The 17,621-nt window shown below is 63.7% G+C and carries 14 protein-coding genes; 13 read left to right on the top strand and 1 reads right to left on the bottom strand.

The window, feature by feature from the left end; genetic code table 11:
* Positions 1–10: 10 nt before the first annotated feature.
* The 8 genes from FVF58_RS07240 to rarD all read left to right on the top strand — a co-directional run bounded on the left by FVF58_RS07240 (position 11) and on the right by rarD (position 10,151).
* Complete coding sequence (locus FVF58_RS07240) at positions 11–733, top strand: PadR family transcriptional regulator (RefSeq protein ID WP_246216983.1); 723 nt, start codon at positions 11–13, stop codon at positions 731–733.
* Between the two features lie 93 nt (positions 734–826).
* Entirely contained in the window at positions 827–1,654 is an 828-nt protein-coding gene (locus FVF58_RS07235) for a siderophore-interacting protein (protein ID WP_149669223.1), read from the top strand.
* A 1,519-nt stretch (positions 1,655–3,173) separates the two neighbouring features.
* Entirely contained in the window at positions 3,174–3,362 is a 189-nt protein-coding gene (locus tag FVF58_RS07230) for a hypothetical protein (RefSeq protein ID WP_149669222.1), read from the top strand.
* 686 nt (positions 3,363–4,048) lie between these two features.
* A complete protein-coding gene (rbsK, locus tag FVF58_RS07225; protein ID WP_149669484.1) occupies positions 4,049–4,957 on the top strand; it encodes a ribokinase in 909 nt (302 codons plus the stop codon).
* Positions 4,958–5,016: 59 nt separating this feature from the next.
* On the top strand, positions 5,017–6,336 hold the full coding sequence (locus tag FVF58_RS07220; RefSeq protein WP_149669221.1) for an MFS transporter: 1,320 nt from the start codon (positions 5,017–5,019) through the stop codon (positions 6,334–6,336).
* A 46-nt stretch (positions 6,337–6,382) separates the two neighbouring features.
* Positions 6,383–7,342 carry a dihydrodipicolinate synthase family protein gene (locus FVF58_RS07215; protein ID WP_149669220.1) on the top strand — a complete coding sequence of 320 codons (960 nt, stop codon included), beginning with the start codon at positions 6,383–6,385 and terminating at the stop codon, positions 7,340–7,342.
* Positions 7,343–7,479: 137 nt separating this feature from the next.
* Positions 7,480–8,556, top strand: coding sequence for a LacI family DNA-binding transcriptional regulator (locus tag FVF58_RS07210; protein WP_188130736.1), 1,077 nt, complete (start codon positions 7,480–7,482; stop codon positions 8,554–8,556).
* A 701-nt stretch (positions 8,557–9,257) separates the two neighbouring features.
* Positions 9,258–10,151, top strand: coding sequence for an EamA family transporter RarD (rarD, locus tag FVF58_RS07205; protein WP_149669219.1), 894 nt, complete (start codon positions 9,258–9,260; stop codon positions 10,149–10,151).
* A 322-nt stretch (positions 10,152–10,473) separates the two neighbouring features.
* Here the strand turns inward: rarD and FVF58_RS07200 are convergent, their stop codons facing one another.
* Positions 10,474–11,187 (bottom strand): FadR/GntR family transcriptional regulator, encoded by a 714-nt coding sequence (locus FVF58_RS07200; RefSeq protein ID WP_149669218.1) that lies wholly within the window; start codon positions 11,185–11,187, stop codon positions 10,474–10,476.
* 323 nt (positions 11,188–11,510) lie between these two features.
* Between FVF58_RS07200 and FVF58_RS07195 the strand changes: the two genes are divergently transcribed.
* The 5 genes from FVF58_RS07195 to FVF58_RS07175 all read left to right on the top strand — a co-directional run bounded on the left by FVF58_RS07195 (position 11,511) and on the right by FVF58_RS07175 (position 17,620).
* A complete protein-coding gene (locus FVF58_RS07195) occupies positions 11,511–12,686 on the top strand; it encodes a porin (protein WP_149669217.1) in 1,176 nt (391 codons plus the stop codon).
* An 86-nt stretch (positions 12,687–12,772) separates the two neighbouring features.
* Entirely contained in the window at positions 12,773–13,927 is a 1,155-nt protein-coding gene (locus FVF58_RS07190; protein WP_149669216.1) for a mandelate racemase family protein, read from the top strand.
* A gap of 69 nt (positions 13,928–13,996) precedes the next feature.
* A complete protein-coding gene (locus FVF58_RS07185; protein ID WP_246216970.1) occupies positions 13,997–15,607 on the top strand; it encodes an ABC transporter substrate-binding protein in 1,611 nt (536 codons plus the stop codon).
* A 38-nt stretch (positions 15,608–15,645) separates the two neighbouring features.
* Positions 15,646–16,692, top strand: a complete 1,047-nt coding sequence (locus FVF58_RS07180; protein ID WP_149669214.1) for an ABC transporter permease — start codon at positions 15,646–15,648, stop codon at positions 16,690–16,692.
* 64 nt (positions 16,693–16,756) lie between these two features.
* The gene (locus tag FVF58_RS07175; protein ID WP_425468931.1) at positions 16,757–17,620 is read left to right on the top strand and encodes an ABC transporter permease; all 864 of its coding nucleotides are present in this window, start codon (positions 16,757–16,759) and stop codon (positions 17,618–17,620) included.
* Position 17,621: the final 1 nt, after the last annotated feature.

Genomic DNA, 17,621 nt, shown 5'->3' with positions numbered 1-17,621 from the left:
CCATGGCCGCCTGGGCCGCCGCGACTTCCAGGCGGACCCGCGCAACCACGGCCGTGAAGCGCATCACGGCCACGGCCGCTTCGCGCTGCACGCGATCGGCCGTCATCACGACCCGCACGGCGGTGGCCGTGGCGGACGTTTCGGCGGCGGCCCGGGCGGTTTCGGCGGCGATGGCGAAGGCTTCCCGCGCGGCCGCAAGTTCAGCTCGGACGACCTGCAACTGCTATTGCTGTCGATAATCGACGCCCAGCCGAGCCACGGCTACGAGCTGATCAAGGCGCTCGAAACGCGCTCGAACGGTTTCTATAGCCCGAGCCCGGGCATGGTCTATCCGGCGCTCACCTATCTGGAAGAGCTGGGCTACGTGACCGTGCAACTCGAAGGCAACCGCAAGCGCTACGAACTGGCGCAAGCGGGCCGCGACCGTCTGGCAGCCAACCGCGAACGCGTCGAACTGATGCTGGCGCGTCTGAGTCACATCGCACGCAAGATGGATTCGGTGCGCCGCGCGTTCGCCGGCGAGGAGCCGGCCGATATCAGCGAAGGCGGCTGGCTGCCCGAGTTGAACGAAGCGCGCCGCACGCTGAAGCATGCGCTGCTGCGCCGTGACAACGCGCCGGCCGCCGAACAGCGCCGCATTGCCGCGATTCTGATGCGCGCGGCGCGAGAAATCGAAGGCGGAGACAAAGCGGACGACGCCGGCAACGATGCCAACAGCGAGCCGACCGCCTGAACTCACACCCTGCGCCCTTGCCTGCCTTTGCATGCGCGGGACGCCCACGAGCGCGCCCGGCGCGCCGACGAACCCAACAGGAGCCCTACCCTTATGCCGACCAACGACAACCGCCCCGATCTGGCAGTCCAACGCGTGCGTCATCCGCTGAAGTTCCGCCTGCTGCAAGTCAAGCAGGTGCGCACGCTGAGCCCGCACCTGATTCGCGTGACTTTCACGGGCGACGATCTGCACGACTTCGTGTCCGCCTCGTTCGACGACCACATGAAGGTGTTTTTCCCGGAGCCCGGCGCGGACAAGCCGGTGCTGCCCGAAGCCGGCCCCAACGGTCCGGTGTTCGCCGCCGGCCAGCCGCGTCCTACCGCGCGCGATTTCACGCCGCGCCGCTTCGATCGCGACGCACTCGAGCTGGACATCGAATTCGCAATGCACGAAGCGGGCCCCGCCGCGAACTGGGCGGCGCAAGCCAAGGTGGGTCAGTATCTCGGCGTCGGCGGCCCGCGCGGCTCGCTGATGATCCCGACCGCTTTCGACTGGCATCTGCTGGTCGGCGACGATACCGCGCTGCCGGCTATCGCCCGCCGCCTCGAAGAACTGCCGGCTGGCGCGCGCGTCGCCGCCGTGATCGAAGTGGCCGATCCGTCGGCGCGCATCGAATTCACCACGCAGGCCGAACTGCATCTGGTCTGGTGCTATCGCAGCGAAGCGGATCAGCGCGGGGCGGCGCTGTTGCAGGCGGTCCGCGACATCTACCTGCCAGAAGACGGCGAAGGCTATGTGTGGGCCGCGGGCGAATCCGCGACGATGCGCGCGGTGCGTCATCATCTGGTTGGGGAACGTGGCGTCGACAAGTCGCGGATTCGCGCGGCGAGCTACTGGAAACAGGGCGCCGAGGCAGTCCACGAAACGCTTGACGAGTGAACGTCTGCCCGCTGCCGGCAGTCGGGGTTGCGCACCGCGCGGGGGCCGACGGGCGCTCACGCATCGAACAGCGCGAGCCGCGCAAGCGGCGCGGGCAGGACAGGTCACACGGGCAATCGCACTTCGAACAACAACTATAAGGAATCGATCCATGTACTCAATCAGCAGCCGACACGAGCGCCGCCTCCTGTGGCTGCTCGCGCTCACGCAGTTCACCATCAGGTCTTCTCCTGGTCAGCGGATGTCAACTTAGGCCGGAGAAGCCCGTGGCAAAGGATCCAGCCGCGAGTTTCATGAGGTTGACACGCGCCCAAGACCGGCGACCTTATATTGCCGGTGAGCCAAGATAACGCCGCTTATCATGGCAAACGCGCCGCTGCGGCCGCCTTCAAGACCGTGCCACGCGGCACGCCCGCCTTCCGCACGTCGCCGCCGCCTTATCCCGCCGCGGTGCCGCCGGCCGGGTCTGGCGCGGCGTTCCCACCCCGGGGCGTGCAGAAGACCGGATCAGGGTTTATACTGGCCCTGTCTCCTCCATGTCTCCACATGGATTCCGGCCCGCCTCGCGCGGGCCTTTTTTATTTTTCGGGCATGCGCGCGTGACGGCGCGGGTATTCGGCTCATGCCCGGACTCATCAGGCGGCTGTCGGGCCAGCTCCAGTCGTTCGGCAGTACGGAGTTATTCACGGCAATCGCGCAATCAGGCTAGGCGGGCTATGCCACCCGGTCGGTCGAAGCGACGAGGCAACTGCCGCATGAGCGCGCCTTCCCCGTTCGCAGGCGCCCGGCGCTCACTGTCGCCTCACCACCGCAGTCGCACCGGCAAACCCACAATCCATCGCCAGCGTACCGCTCCGTCGTCAGCTGGCCGAAAACCTCGCCGCTCTTGAGCGCAGGTGAGCCCGGTCGCGACCGCCACACGCGACGCTGCTCACGGCAGCCGCAATCACGCACGCTACCGCCCTCCACCGTCTTCAGCGCGGCAGTCACATGGCCGCCACACCGGCATCGCCAGAGCCACGCCTCCGCGCCACAATATTGAAGCGCGATGAGATCGCCGAAGGAGCGACCAGCGACATCGCGACTCGGTGGAAAGGGCCAGTGAGGCTGCAAAGGGCGGCGGGTACGTTTGTTCACGAGAGGTAAATGGGGTGCGGCGTCCTGCTATCAAGCGTCCTTCGCCCTTGGTTCGGAGCGACTCCGCTTCTATCGCCGAGCTTTGCCTTTAGGGCGCCGCGGATGGCATGTGACTGAACCGCTACGACAGGGGATGCTTGAATCGTCGAAAACCGGATTTGCCAGAGTATCTCCCCGCCAGTTAACTGGCGTTCGTCGCAAGGATGACGGCACATCAATTTGACTGTCGGGTTGCGGACAGAATCATGGAATGACGCACAGAAAATTGGCGGGCTGAACGCCTCTCGCGAGGACGTTACGGAAACGAAACGACTCAGCGAACCGTGTGCAAACCTTCCGGCCTGCTAGACTGGAAGTTCCCCTGAACGCCATGGAGGGAGACATGACGACCGTCTACGTCGTGAAGACCGGCGAGAAGTTCCTCTGCACCGCAGAGGACGGCGATATCGGCTTGGCACCGGAGATAAAAGAAGCTACGTCCTTTCTCTCGTATGAGGAAGCGAATAAGGTCGGGAACGAGCATGCCGACCCCGGATACGAAATCGTAGCCGTCAACGTCACGAGACGCTGATGAGGAGTCTGCTCCCAGGCGCTCAGTGAAAAAGGGCTAGCAATTTGGCAGGCGCCATGCGATATGGTGCTCTGGTCGGCTGCGTCTTGAAATCATCTGAGAATGGGCTGCACTGCGCGTTGAGATTCGGACGACGCGGTCGATGTGCAAATTGAAGGTTCGCCTGGGCCGCCGACCCGTCTTCCACGAACGCTCAAGAATTCGGCAAATCCTCCATAGTATGTGACACAGAGTGCGGCGGCTGGAAACCCGTCACCTTGGCCCCAAATCCACACCGCCGTTTCGGTGGCGTGATGAATACCGCCACCGGGCGCCCACCATACCCCCTGACACAGCGACAATCACCTCGGCCGAGCGGCCATAGATGTTTGTCGGTAAACCGGACGTCCTGCTTGACGCTATCCAGGCTGAGCGGCACACGCGAGCGCATCACCACCAAAGGAGACGCGGGCGTTCGGACACCAATGATCGGTGTTTACCCGCCAGGCGGGCTCTCATACTTGCACCTCACGGTGGCGCGATGCAAAATGTAAGCGCTATCATTTAGCAGGTAGTTCTAATATGCCCAGAAGTGGCGTAAAACGTGTGCCGACGCACCCGAAATGTAAGCGCTAACGTAGCTTGTGGAGACTTAATTGAATAATGCTGATCCTCTCGACGGCCGAGAAGAACATGTTCGAGGAAACATCGTCGTTGTCGGCAGCGCCAACATGGATCTCGTCGTGCGCGCGGCCGGTCTGCCGGCTTCCGGCGAAACGCTGCTGGGCAGCGGGTTCGAGACCTGCGCCGGCGGCAAGGGAGCCAATCAGGCGATTGCGGCAGCACGCCTCGGCGCATCGGTGGCGATGGTCGGCTGCGTCGGCGACGACGCCTTCGGCGCCACCCTGCGCGACGCGCTGACGAGCGATCGCATCGACACAGCGCACGTTCAGCGTATACCCGCCACATCGAGTGGTATTGCCATGATTACTGTCGCCGCCGACGGCGCGAACACGATCGTCGTCGCACCTGGCGCGAACGCTCGGCTCACGCCCGAGCTAGTCGACGCGGCCGGCGAACTGATCGCACATGCCGGCATGCTGATCTGCCAGCTTGAGGTGCCGCTTGGCGCGGTCCGCCGTGCAATCGATACCGCCGCGCGCCACGGCACGCCAGTGCTTCTGAATCCGGCGCCCGCGCAACCGTTGCCGGATGACCTGTATGCGCAAATCGATGTCCTGATCGTCAACGAGACCGAAGCGCAGGTGCTAGCGGGCGTAGCCGTCAGCGACGCCGCCACCGCCTGCCGCGCCGCGAACGCGCTGCGGGCCAAGGGCGCGCACACCGTCATCGTGACGCTCGGCGCGGGCGGGGCCTGGTACGCGGGTCCCGAGGGCGAAGGCCATATGGCGGCCCCGCGCGTGGACGCGGTGGACACGACCGCCGCCGGCGATACCTTCGCCGGTGGCTTCGCAGCGGCCCGCGTGCGCGGCGCACCGCTGTGCGATGCAATCGCCTTCGGCCAGCGCGCCGCTGCGTTGAGCGTAATGCGTAAAGGGGCACAGACCTCCATTCCGACGCGCGCCGAACTGGACGCGCAACTTCCGGCCGCCTGACATCGCATCGGCGCGGCCTACTCACATCAATCGCAGACATGAAAACGGAGACAACGATCATGAGCGCAACCCCGAGCCAGGAGCAGGCCCCGCCGAAAATTCGCCGCGCGCAGATCGTCGCGCTCACGCTGCTGATGGTGAGCGGCATCGTCAACTATCTGGACCGTGGGACGCTCGCCGTCGCCAATCCGCTGATTCGCCATGACCTGGGTCTGTCGCTCGGGGAAATGGGGCTTCTGCTGTCCGCGTTCTCGTGGAGCTACGCGTTGTTCCAGTTGCCGGTGGGCGGGCTCGTCGACCGTATCGGGCCGCGCAAGCTGCTCGGCATCGGTCTGATCGTCTGGTCGCTCGCACAGGCGGCCGGCGGTTTCGTTTCGACCTTCGGCTGGTTCATCCTTGCGCGGATCGTGCTGGGCATCGGCGAGGCGCCGCAGTTTCCGTCGGCGGCACGGGTCGTCAGCAACTGGTTTCCGCTGCGCGCGCGTGGCAAGCCGACCGGCATCTTCAATTCCGCGTCCCCGCTCGGCACGGCGCTCGCGCCGCTTTGTCTGTCGATCATCGTCGTGCAGTTTCACTGGCGCTGGGCATTCATCGTCACCGGCATTGCGGGCATGATCGTGGCAGTCGTGTGGCTCGCGGTGTATCGCGATCCGGCCAAGGCGACGATGACCGAAGCCGAGCGACGCTATCTCGAAGGCGACGAAGCGGACCGCAAACCGGCGCCGTCGCTCACCTTCGCCGACTGGCGCTCGCTGTTTTCGCACGGCACGACGTGGGGCATGCTGATCGGCTTCTTCGGTTCGGTGTACCTCAACTGGGTCTACCTCACCTGGCTGCCGGGCTACCTGACGATGGAACGCCACATGAGCCTGATGCACACGGGCGTCGCGGCATCGGTGCCTTTCTTCTGCGGCTTCCTCGGCTCGCTCACGGCCGGCTGGTTTTCCGATCTGATCACGAGCCGCAGTTCGAGCCCGGTCGCGAGCCGCCGCAATGCGGTGGTGCTCGCGATGCTCGGCATGGTCGCGTTCACGATTCCGGCTGCGCTCGTCGAGAGCAATACGCTCGCGATCGTCTGCATTTCGGTGGTGATCTTTCTCGCCAACGCCGCGTCCGCCAGTTCGTGGGCGCTGGCGACCGCCGCCGCGCCGCCCAATCGCGTCGGCTCGCTCGGCGCAATCCAGAATTTCGGCGGCTTTCTGGGCGGCGCCCTCGCGCCGATCCTGACGGGCTACATCGCGCAGACCTGGTCCTTCGTACCCGCGCTATTGACAGCGGCGGCCATCGCGTTTGTCGGCGCGATGAGCTACCTGCTGTTCGTACGCAAGCCGATCGATGACTCATCGGCCGGCGCCGAAGCTGCTCAAGCCACGGCGTGATCACATCGCGCGCCTTTGATTCAACGCACCCTTTCGAGAGACAACCATGATGACCTCGCAGCAATCCGCCACTTCAATCGAAGGCATCGTCCCCGTCATGCTGACCCCGTTCGACGCTGACGGCGCGATCGACTATGCCGGGCTCGAACGCCTGATCGAGTGGTACATCGCCCACGGCTCGGATGCGCTGTTCGCCGTCGCGCAGTCGAGCGAGATGCAGTTCCTGAGCCTGGCCGAACGCGGCGCACTGGGACGGTTCGTCGTCGACAAAGTGGCGGGTCGCATTCCGGTCGTGGTCTCAGGCCATATCAGCGACGACCCCGACGCCCAGGCCGAAGAGCTCAATGTCGCCGCGGCGACCGGCGCCCAGGGCATCGTGCTCGTGACGAACCGGCTCGACCCGAAGCGCGAAGGAACCGAGGTGTTCGCGGCGAATCTCAAGCGGCTGCTCACGCGGCTGCCGTCGGACATTCCGCTCGGTCTCTACGAATGCCCGGCGCCGTACCGGCGGCTTCTCTCCGATGAAGAGCTGAAGATGTGCATCGATACCGGCCGCTTCATCATGCTGAAGGACGTGAGTTGCGATCTCGATACGGTCAAACGGCGTGTGGCGTTGGCGCAGGGTTCGCCGCTGAAGATCCTGAATGCCAACGCGGCAATCGCATGGGATGCGATGAAAGCCGGATCGGCAGGCTTTAACGGGGTGTTCACGAACTTCCACCCCGATCTGTACAACTGGCTGCGCAATCACGCAGCACAAGACCCGACACTCGCGCAGGAGCTGGCGACGTTTCTCGTGCTCGCCGCCGTATCCGAGGCGCTCGGTTATCCGGCGCTCGCGAAGATCTACCATCAGCGCATCGGCACGTTCGAGTCGATTCGCTGCCGCGCGATCGACTACGACGTGCGCGAACGCTTCTGGGCGCTCGATGCGGTGCTCGACAAGATCGTCGCCGGCACCGAACACTTCCGCTCGCGCATCGCCGCGCTCGGCGCGAGCCGCTAGGTTCGCGGGCTTGTGCCGCGAGGCTTTCGCCATGACCGGAACGTCCCCGCCGACGGCGCCGATTCGCTCACTCTTCGCTCCTGCTCGCGAGAGTAAGATGGCGGGCGTTCCCGACTCGCCCTCTGCTTCATAACCCGATGCCCGACTCCTTCGATACGCCGGACGCCGCCCGGCCCCCGACCAGCCGCACCCGCCGCAACACGGGCCGCACCGTGCTTTCCGATGTCGCGAGGCTGGCGGGTGTATCGACGGCGACCGTATCGCGGGTCTACAACGAACCGGACAAGGTCTCCGCGACCGTCCGCGAACGTGTCGAGCAAGCGGCGCTCACGCTCAACTGGTTTCCGAATGCGGCGGGACGTGCCCTCGCGTCCACGCGCAGCCACATTGCTGGCTTCATCATTCCGACGCTCGACGATCAGGTGTTCGCCTCGCAGGTGAGTGGTATGCAGGCGGCGTTCGCAGCGCGCGACATCACGCTCGTGCTCGGCTGCTCAAACTATGATCCCGCGCAGGCGATCGTGCAGGTGCGCGCGATGCTCGCGCGCGGCGTCGAGGCGATGGCCATCGTGGGCGAAGCGCATCCGCCCGAACTGTTCGATGCGTTGCAGCTCTATCGCGTGCCTTACGCGGTTACGTATGCGTATCGCGAGGGCAGCCAGCACAACTGCATCGGCTTCGACAATCGCGCGGCCTACGCGGAGATCACCGAACATCTGATCGGCCTCGGACATCGCTCGTTCGCCGTCTGCATCCAGCCAACGCGCGACAACGATCGCGTACAGGCGCGCATTGCCGGCATCCGCTCGGCGCTCGAACGCCACGGCCTCGCCGTGCGGCCGGAGCACCTGCTCGAGGGTGAATCGACGATCGGCTTCGGGCGGCGCTGCCTGCGCTCGATCTGGCAATCGCCGGGGGAGCGCCCGAGTGCGATCATCTGCGGCAACGATCACATCGCGTTTGGCGTGTTGCGCGAAGCGGAGGAACTGGGTATCGGGATTCCCGATGAATTGTCCGTGACGGGTTTCGACGATCTCGCGATCGCGAAAGAGGTACGTCCTGCGCTGACAACGATGCGCGTCGACACCGCGGAGATCGGACGCCTCGCGGCGCAGCACCTGCTCGACGCGCTCGACGGCAAAAGACCGCAACATGGACACGAGGTGCATGCGCTATTGCAGGTTCGGCAGTCGACAGGGCCATGCCTGAGATAGTTTCCCGGCGCTATTGGCTATATGAGATCTGCAAACGCTTGACGACGTCATTGTCAATGCGAGCCCGAAAGACCGCTTCCTGGTGGAAATTGACGTTTGAATGTCTGTCTTGGCGCTCACGCGAGCGGCTGGAGTTGGCCGGTTTCACCCGCTCGACGATGACACCACAAAGCTGCCGATGGCGTGGACCAATGTTTTTGGACGGCGGCTTACGGCGACGTCCAGGAGGCGCCACTGACCCGCCGCATGTCCAGGTCGCTCGGATGTCGGCTACCCGGCAAACTACCGTTCAATTGCTGTAAAGGCGTAGGCGCCCTTTTTGGCGACGATGCGCTTTTAGCGGGACTGCACGTAACGATTGAGGCCGGCACGTGTACGTGTGATGCCAAGCCGACCACGCCACCTCCGCCGAACAAGTTGACGATACCTCGCAAATCGCGCTGCTGGCGCGGCTTTCTCGTTTAGAAGACCGGGTCGGGGCTGCCGGCCTCGCGCATGACGCGGCTATCTCCTGCGCGGGCCTACCGTTCATCGTGAGCGTCGCGTCAGGCTGGACAGCGGCAAAGGCTGGCGGCCAAAATCAGCTACTGTCGCAAAACCGGCCCATCGGCGCAGGGTCGGGTGAAATCTGCGCGAAATTTTTTACCAGCGGCGCCGCCTCGCACGGACCACGCACACCGGCCAACCAACTACAACGAACCATGAATCCCGGCATCGTCTACGCCTTTTCCGCCTTCGTCATCTGGGGGCTCTTTCCCGTCTACTTCAAGACGCTCCACCAGATTCCCGCCCTCGAGATGCTCGCCCACCGCATGGCGTGGTCGCTCGTGTTCATCCTCGCCGTGCTCCTCGCGCGCCACCACTGGGCGTGGCTGCGCCCCGCGCTGCGCAACAGGCGCCTCGTCGCACGCTTCGCCGCGAGTGCCGTGCTGCTCTCGGCCAACTGGGGCATCTACATCTGGGCCGTGAACGCGGGGCATATCGTCGAGGCGAGCCTCGGGTACTTCATCAATCCGCTTATCAACGTGCTGTTCGGCTTCGTCTTCCTGCACGAGCGGATGCGCCCGCTGCAATGGTGCGCGGTGGCGCTTGCCGCGCTCGGCGTGGCCTGGCTCACCTGGCAAAACGGCGCGCCGCCGTGGATCAGCCTCGCGCTCGCGCTGACGTTCGGCGGCTATGGCCTCTTGCGCAAGACTGCAAAGCTCGGCGCACTCGAAGGTCTCGCGCTTGAAACGGTGCTGCTCTTTCCCGTGGCGATCATCTATCTGATGATGATCGGCATGGCCGGCGCGAGCCATTTCACGCATGCGTCGCTCGGGCTGCAACTGCTGCTGGTCGCCGCCGGGCCTATCACGGCCGTGCCGCTGCTGCTCTTCGCGGCCGCGGCGCGACGCATCCCGCTCTCGATGCTCGGCCTGATCCAGTACGTGACGCCCACGCTCCAGCTCCTCACCGGCGTGCTGATCTACGGCGAGCCGTTCGGGTCGGTGCGCGCGATCGGCTACGGCGCAATCTGGGTGGCGCTCGCGCTCTACTCGCTCGAAGGGCTGCGCGGCACGCTGGCCGCTGCGCGGCAGGCGCGCAGGGCAGCTTGAAGGGCGGAGCGCCGCCACCCGGAGCTTGCAAGAAGCGTTCGTGACGGCGAGGTGAGTGGAGGCTGGAAGCCGGCCAACTGCAGTCGCTCATCGGCAGGTTTGCGCCGACATTTAGACGGCGGCTCGACTGCTGACAGCGGCTGTTCGTTGAACCGCGCCATCCGACGAGTCGTCGGTCGATGCAGCTACTTGCCGCCCATTTCCTCCATGCTCGACGAATGACCACTCACGAGCCAAGCCAGGGACTGGAGTGGCGTCTGAAGAGCCGCCATCGAGGACGAGCGTCAATCGCCGCTCTTGCTGCAATCTGTGCGGCTGTTCGTCACTCGCGAGACGTGGTAGCCGCGCGCCGCATGCGTTCGCGACTATTGATCAGATGCATACGCATTGCCGCGCGGGCACCTTCGGCCTCACCACGTGCAATGGCTTCGTAGATGTCCGAGTGCTCATTGTTCACGCGAGAGAGATAACGTTCGGGAGCCAGGTTTGCACGCGGCGCATTGCGCGGGTCGAGTTGGGAAAGTACGTCGACCAGATAAAGATTGCGCGTAGCACGCGCGATCTGCATGTGAAACTGAAAATCTTCGGATGATGCGTCCTCGCCGAGCCGGGCGCGAGCCTCGATCGACTGCAGCGCTTGATAGATATTTTCGAGGTCGCGCGCGTCGGCGCGCAGGGCGGCAAGCCCTGCCGCTTCGGTCTCGATGCAGGTGCGAAGCTCGAGAATCGCAAAAACGTCGCGCCCGCCAGGCAGCCTTGCCGACTCAAGTGTGACTGTGCTCGCGACGTTTTCGAGAACGAAAGTGCCAATCCCCTTGCGTGTTTCGACCAGCCCCGACGCCTGCAGTCGCAGGATCGCCTCTCGAATCACGGTTCTACTCACCCCTTGGACCTGGGTCAGTTCGAATTCGCTTGGCAGTTTCACGCCCGGCGCAAGTACGCCGGAACGGATCTGCTCCGTCAGCGAATCCAGCACTTCCTGAGCGAGACTTCGTGGCCGACGCCTGATGCTTCCAGGCGGTGTCGACGTTGGCATTGCACTATCCCCTTGGTTGTTGTGCGTTGAATCATCACGGTGATTATAAGGTCAGGCGCCGCCCGGTCGAACGGCGCAGCGGTTGTTCTACCGGGTGCCGGACAAATCATTAAATCCATAATATGTTATACGATGACATACAGCAACTATGTTAGATTTAGCCGAATTAGTCGCCGTTTACCCTGATACTCGGGCAATCAAGTTGCTGTGAGCCAGTCTTACGTTATATGATGTCTCATAGGTGTTGTCATACAGGCAACAACAAGCCGGCGGGGACCTCCGCCTGATTGCGCCAAACAAAAACTACCGAGACAGGAGAACAGATGCGTAAAGGAGTCGTTGTACCCACGGTCGTGTCGGCGTTGTTGAGCGCAACGCCAATCGCGGCACTCGCCCAGACCAGTTTCACGCTCTATGGCGCAGTCGACAACGCCATCGCCTACACGAGCAACCAGAAGGGCAAATCGAACGTCTATCTGAAAAGCGGCAGCCTCGAGTCGAGCAAGTTCGGTTTCAAAGGGAGCGAGGACCTGGGCGGTGGCAACCAGGCATTCTTCCGCCTGGAAAGCGGCTTCAACGTCAACAACGGGGCCATGAGCGACGCGGGTTATATCTTCAGCCGCCTCGCCTACGTTGGCGTCAACAACGACCGGTACGGCTCGCTGACACTCGGGCGGCAGTACACGCCTTACCTCCTTTACGTGGGCGCGCTCGGCGCGGCGCCGGCGCTGACGGGCGCAACCGGCGCACACCCCGGCGATATCGACCAACTCGACGTCGACAGCCGTGCAAGCAACGCCGTGACCTATACGTCGCCGAACATCGCGGGCCTTCAGGTCAGCACGCTCTATGCGCTCGGCGGTGTGGCAGGCGACTTTCCTTCAGGCAATACGTTCAGCACTGCCCTGAAATACAACTACAACCAGTTGGCCCTCGCCGTGGGCTATCTGAAGGTCACCAACAACGACACGCCGGGCAAATTCAGCACCAACGCCACCGGAACGTTCGACCAGTCACCGATCAATGCCGGCTACGTCAGCGCGCACGCCGTGCAGTATCTCGCCGCAGCGGCGAATTACACGTTCGGGCCGCTTCTCGTCGGCCTGAACTACGCGAACGTCCAGTACCAGCCGGATGCGGGCTCGCTGTTCCATGACACGGCGGTTTTCAACAACTACGGTGCAATTGCGACGTACCTGGTCAACCCGGCGATCTCTCTGGCTGCCGGCTACAGCTATACGCGCGCATCGTCGGCCAATGGTGTGACCGACCCCGCGCGCTTTCACCAGTTTTCATTTGAACAAACCTACAGCCTTTCGAAGCGAAGCACGATCTACTTCCTCGAAGCGTATCAACACGCCACGGGCCAGACGCTTGGCCCCGCCGGCGCGGGCGATATCGTGAATTCGGTGGCCATGGTCGGCCGCATTTCCAATTCGACGCCGTCTTCGGGCAGCTCGCAATTCGTCGGGATGGTCGGCTTCCGGCATCGCTTCTAGCATCTGCCAACAATGGACGAACAGCCGCCGGTTCAGTCGTTATGAGCGTTGCCGTTCGTCAGCAACACACTGAAATCAGGAAGAACATGAAGATCGAAAAAATCTCCGGCGTGGTGTTCACGTACCCATCCCGCCGCTCGGTAGACAGTGCCGGCCATTCGCATCCGGGCGAACAGAAGCAGGTCGAAATGGCCATGCTGACGGTGCAGGCGGACGACGGCAGCGCGGGTCACGCGTTCGCGCCGCCCGAGGTGATCCGTCCGTTCCTCCTCGATGCATTCGTGCGCAAGTCGCTGACCGGCCAGCATCCGTTCATGCGCGAGCATATCTGGCAGGACCTCGTTCACTGGCAAAGGGGAAGCGCCGGCCAACTGACCGACCGCGCGTTGGCGGTGGTCGAACAGGCGCTGTGGGACCTCGCGGGACGCGCCATGCAGCAGCCCGTCTACAAGCTGATTGGCGGCTACCGCGACAAAGTGCCCGCCTATGGCAGCACCATGTGCGGCGATACGCTCGAAGGCGGTCTCGCCACGCCCGAGGACTACGCACGCTTCGCGGAGAAACTCGTCAAACGCGGCTACAAGGCGATCAAACTTCACACGTGGATGCCGCCCGTTTCGTTCGCGCCCGACCCGAAGATGGACGTGAAAGCCTGCGCGGCGGTGCGCGAAGCAGTCGGCCCGGACATCGACCTGATGCTCGACGGCTACCACTGGTACAGCCGCACCGACGCACTGACCATTGGCCGTGCGCTCGAAAAGCTCAACTTCGCGTGGTTCGAGGAGATGATGAATGAGCAAAGCATCGCATCGTACGCGTGGCTCGCGGGCCAACTCGACATTCCGGTGATCGGCCCCGAATCGATGTCAGGCAAGCATCACACCCGTGCGGACTGGGTGATGGCCGGCGCCTGCGACATTCTTCGCGCGGGCGTGCCGGGCGTCGGCGGCATCGGCCCGACGTTGAAGGTGGCGCATCTGGCGGAATCGTTCGGGATGGATTGCGAGGTGCACGGCAACGGCGCCGCGAATCTGGCCGTCGTCGCCGCCATCAAGAACTGCCGCTGGTATGAGCGAGGCCTGCTGCATCCGTTCCTCGACTACGACGAAGTGCCCGCCTATCTGCGCTCGTTGCCCGATCCGATGGACGAGAACGGCTTCGTTCATCTGTCGCAGGCGCCTGGCCTCGGCGAGGACATCGACTTCGACTATATCCGCGCGCATACCGTGCGGACATACTGAAACCGGCTGAAGAAAAGCCGGTCACAGGCTAGCCATTGTCCGGAAGCGGAAATCATGCAGGAGACAGCAGTGAATGTGTTGCACCCGTTGAAAACCGCCGCGCTCGCCGCGATGCTGGTTCTGGCAACCGGCTGGTCCGCCGTGGCGGCGACGCCGCCCGACCAGTTGCTGGTCGGGATGAACATGAACAATGTTTTGACGCTCGATCCGGCCTCGGCGACGGGCAACGACGTCGTGCCCGTCGCCGCGAATCTCTACGACTACGTCGTCGAACTCGATCTGCATGATCCGACGCAGGTCCGTCCCGGCATCGCCGAAAGCTGGTCGATCGCCGACGACCGGCGCAGCATCGTCTTCAGGATACGCAGCGGCGTGAAGTTTCACTTGGGCAATCCGCTGACCGCGGAGGACGTCGCGTGGTCGCTGGCGCGCACGCTGAAAATCAATCGCGCCCTCGCTTCGCCGTGGAAGGCCTATGGCTTTTCCGCCGCGAACGTGGAGCGCTCCATCGAGGCCACCGACGCATCGACCCTGACCATCCATCTTCCGCGCCCCACTGACCCGCGCCTGGTCCTCTACACGTTGGCGACATCGATCGGCGCCGTGGTGCTCGACCGCAAGACCGTACTCGCCCATGAACACAACGGCGATCACGGCGCGCAGTGGCTCACTACGCATTCGGCGGGCTCGGGCGCGTATGCGCTGGCGCGGTGGCGGCCAGAAGACGTCATGCTGCTGACGCGTTTCGACGGCTACTGGCGCGGCCCTGCCAAACTGCGCGCGGTGGTGCTCCGGCACATTCCCGAATCGCAGTCGTTGCGACTGATGATCGATCGAAACGATCTCGACGTGGCAATGGGTATGTCGGCGCCCGATCTCAATGCGCTCAGACATGACCCGAACGTCGCGGTCGAGACGGTTGCCAGCGGCTCGATGTACTACGTCGCGCTCAGCATGAGCGATCCGAAATTCGCCGACCGGCGTGTGCGCGAAGCGATCCGCAATCTGATCGACTACGACGGCATCAATCGCACCATCATGCCGAACTATGGCGTGTTCCATCAGCGTCCAGTGCAGTCCGCACTGCCGGCGTCGCTGCCCGATCCGGGCTACGCGCTCAACGTTGCCGCCGCCAGAAAATTGCTGGCGGAAGCCGGATTTCCGGACGGCTTCAAAACCACTATCCGTGTACTGGCCGACCCGCCGTTCATGAACATTGCGACCTCGCTTCAGTCGACACTCGCGCAAGCCGGCATCCAGGCCGAGGTTCTGTCGGGCACCGGCAATCAGGTCTATGGCGCCATGCGCAACCGCGACTTCCAGATCGTCGTCGGACGCGGCGGCGGCGGCATGGAACCCGATCCGTACTCGAACCTGCGCGCGCTCGTCTACAACCCGGACAATGCAGCGTCGGCGAAGCTCACCAACTTCCAGGGCTGGCGGACTTCCTTTAGCGATCCTCAGATCAACCGGCTCATCGAACGTGCCGAACGGGAGCGGGACGGCGCCGAACAGATCCGGCTTTATCAACAGGTGCAGCAGCGTTACGACGCGGATGTCGGCCCGATCTTTCCGATCTCTCAGATGACCAATACCGTGGTCCTCGCGAAGGATGTCCACGGCTACTTCGTGAGCCCGGCGTGGACCACGCGTCTGCGGGACGTCTACAAACAACGCTGAACGCAGTTGACTGCAGCCGAAAACAAGTGGAGCGAGACATGTCAGAAGTAACACTACGCCGGAGGACGAAACAGTCGTACCGGCACACGCGGGTGCTATCACGACTCGCCAACGTGGCCGTATCGTTGCTGGGCCTGCTGACGCTGACCTTCGTGATCGGTCGCGTCATGCCGATCGATCCGGTGTTGTCGGTGGTGGGCCCCGATGCGGACCAGGCGCTGTATCACCAGGTCTTTGTTCAACTCGGACTCGACAAACCGGTCTGGGTCCAATACCTGCGCTATCTGTCCGACTTGCTGCACGGCAATCTTGGACGCGCCCTGCTGACTGGCCGGCCGGTGATCGAGGACATCGTGCGCGTGTTCCCGGCGACGGTCGAACTCGCGACCGTCGCGATCGTGCTGGGTACGCTGGCCGGCGTTCCGCTCGGCGTCGCGGCCGCCACGCACCGGGGCCGCGCCACGGACAACGTGATTCGCCTCTTCAGTCTGCTCGGCTATTCGACACCCATCTTCTGGGTCGGCATGCTCGGACTGCTGTTCTTCTATCAGAAGCTGGGCTGGTCGGGCGGCGTCGGCCGTGTCGGCCTCGCGTTCGAAGCCGACCTCAAACCGCTCACCGGATTCCTGCTTCTGGACTCCGCGCTCGAGGACAAATGGGCCCTGTTTCGCAGCGCGTTCAGCCATATCGCCCTACCTGCCTGCATCCTCGGCCTGCATTCGATGGCGTACATCAGCCGGATGACCCGCAGTTTCATGCTCAACCAGCTTTCGCAGGAATACATCCTGACTGCTCGCGTCAAGGGGCTATCGGAGCGCAGCGTGATCTGGCGGCATGCGTTTCCCAACATCATGGTTCAGTTGCTCACGATCGTAGCCCTTGCCTATGGCTCGCTGCTCGAAGGCGCCGTGCTGATCGAAAGCGTGTTTGCGTGGCCCGGCTTCGGACAGTACCTCACCAGCAGCCTGTTGCTCGGCGACATGAATGCGGTGATGGGTTGCGTACTGATCGTCGGCCTCGTCTTCATCACGCTGAATCTGGTCACCGACGCCCTGTACCGCGTCTTTGATCCACGAACACACTGAACGCCATAGAGTTCGAGACATGAAAATTTCCGGCAAATCCGCGACGCTTAGTGGACAAACCACCATGACCAAGCCTGGCTCAGAAGGCCGCTTTGCCAATCTGTTGCGGCTGGGTCGACGTATGCGTCGCAACCCGCTCAGCACGGCCGGCGCGTTCGTGGTTCTCGCGCTGACGCTCATCGCGATTTGCGCCCCGCTGATCGTCCGGCATTCTCCTTTCCAGCAGGATCTATCCAGCGCCTTGCGCCCGCCGGGCGGCGATTCCTGGTTCGGCACCGACGAGTACGGTCGCGACGTCTTCAGCCGGCTCGTGTACGGTGCGCGCATCACACTGTATATCGTCGGCCTCGTGACGATCATCGTCGGGCCGGTGGGCCTCGCTGTCGGCACGGCGGCCGGCTATTTCCGCGGCTGGGTCGATACGGTCTTCATGCGCATTACCGACATCTTCATTTCGTTTCCCAGTCTCGTGCTGGCGCTCGCGTTCGTCGCCGCCCTCGGCCCGGGGCTCGAACACGCAGTCCTTGCGATCGCCCTGACGTCGTGGCCGCCGATTGCGCGGTTGGCCAGAGCCGAAACGCTGTCGCTGCGAAACGCGGACTTCATTTCCGCGGTCAAGCTGCAAGGCGCGTCGCCGATTCGCATACTCGTACGCCACATCTGGCCACTGTGCCTCTCGTCGGTGATCGTGCGGCTGACGATGAACATGGCGACCGTCATTCTCACCGCCGCGGGTCTCGGCTTCCTGGGGCTCGGCGCGCAGGCGCCGTCGCCCGAGTGGGGAACGATGATCTCCGCGGGACGCCGCTACATGATCGAGTGCTGGTGGCTCGTCACTGTGCCGGGCGCCGCAATCATGATCGTGAGCCTTGCGTTCAATCTGCTCGGCGATGGACTGCGCGATCTGCTCGATCCGCGAAGCGAATAAG

The organism is Paraburkholderia panacisoli, assembly GCF_008369935.1.
Lineage (GTDB): Bacteria > Pseudomonadota > Gammaproteobacteria > Burkholderiales > Burkholderiaceae > Paraburkholderia > Paraburkholderia panacisoli.
This window is presented reverse-complemented; position numbering and strand designations above follow the sequence as displayed.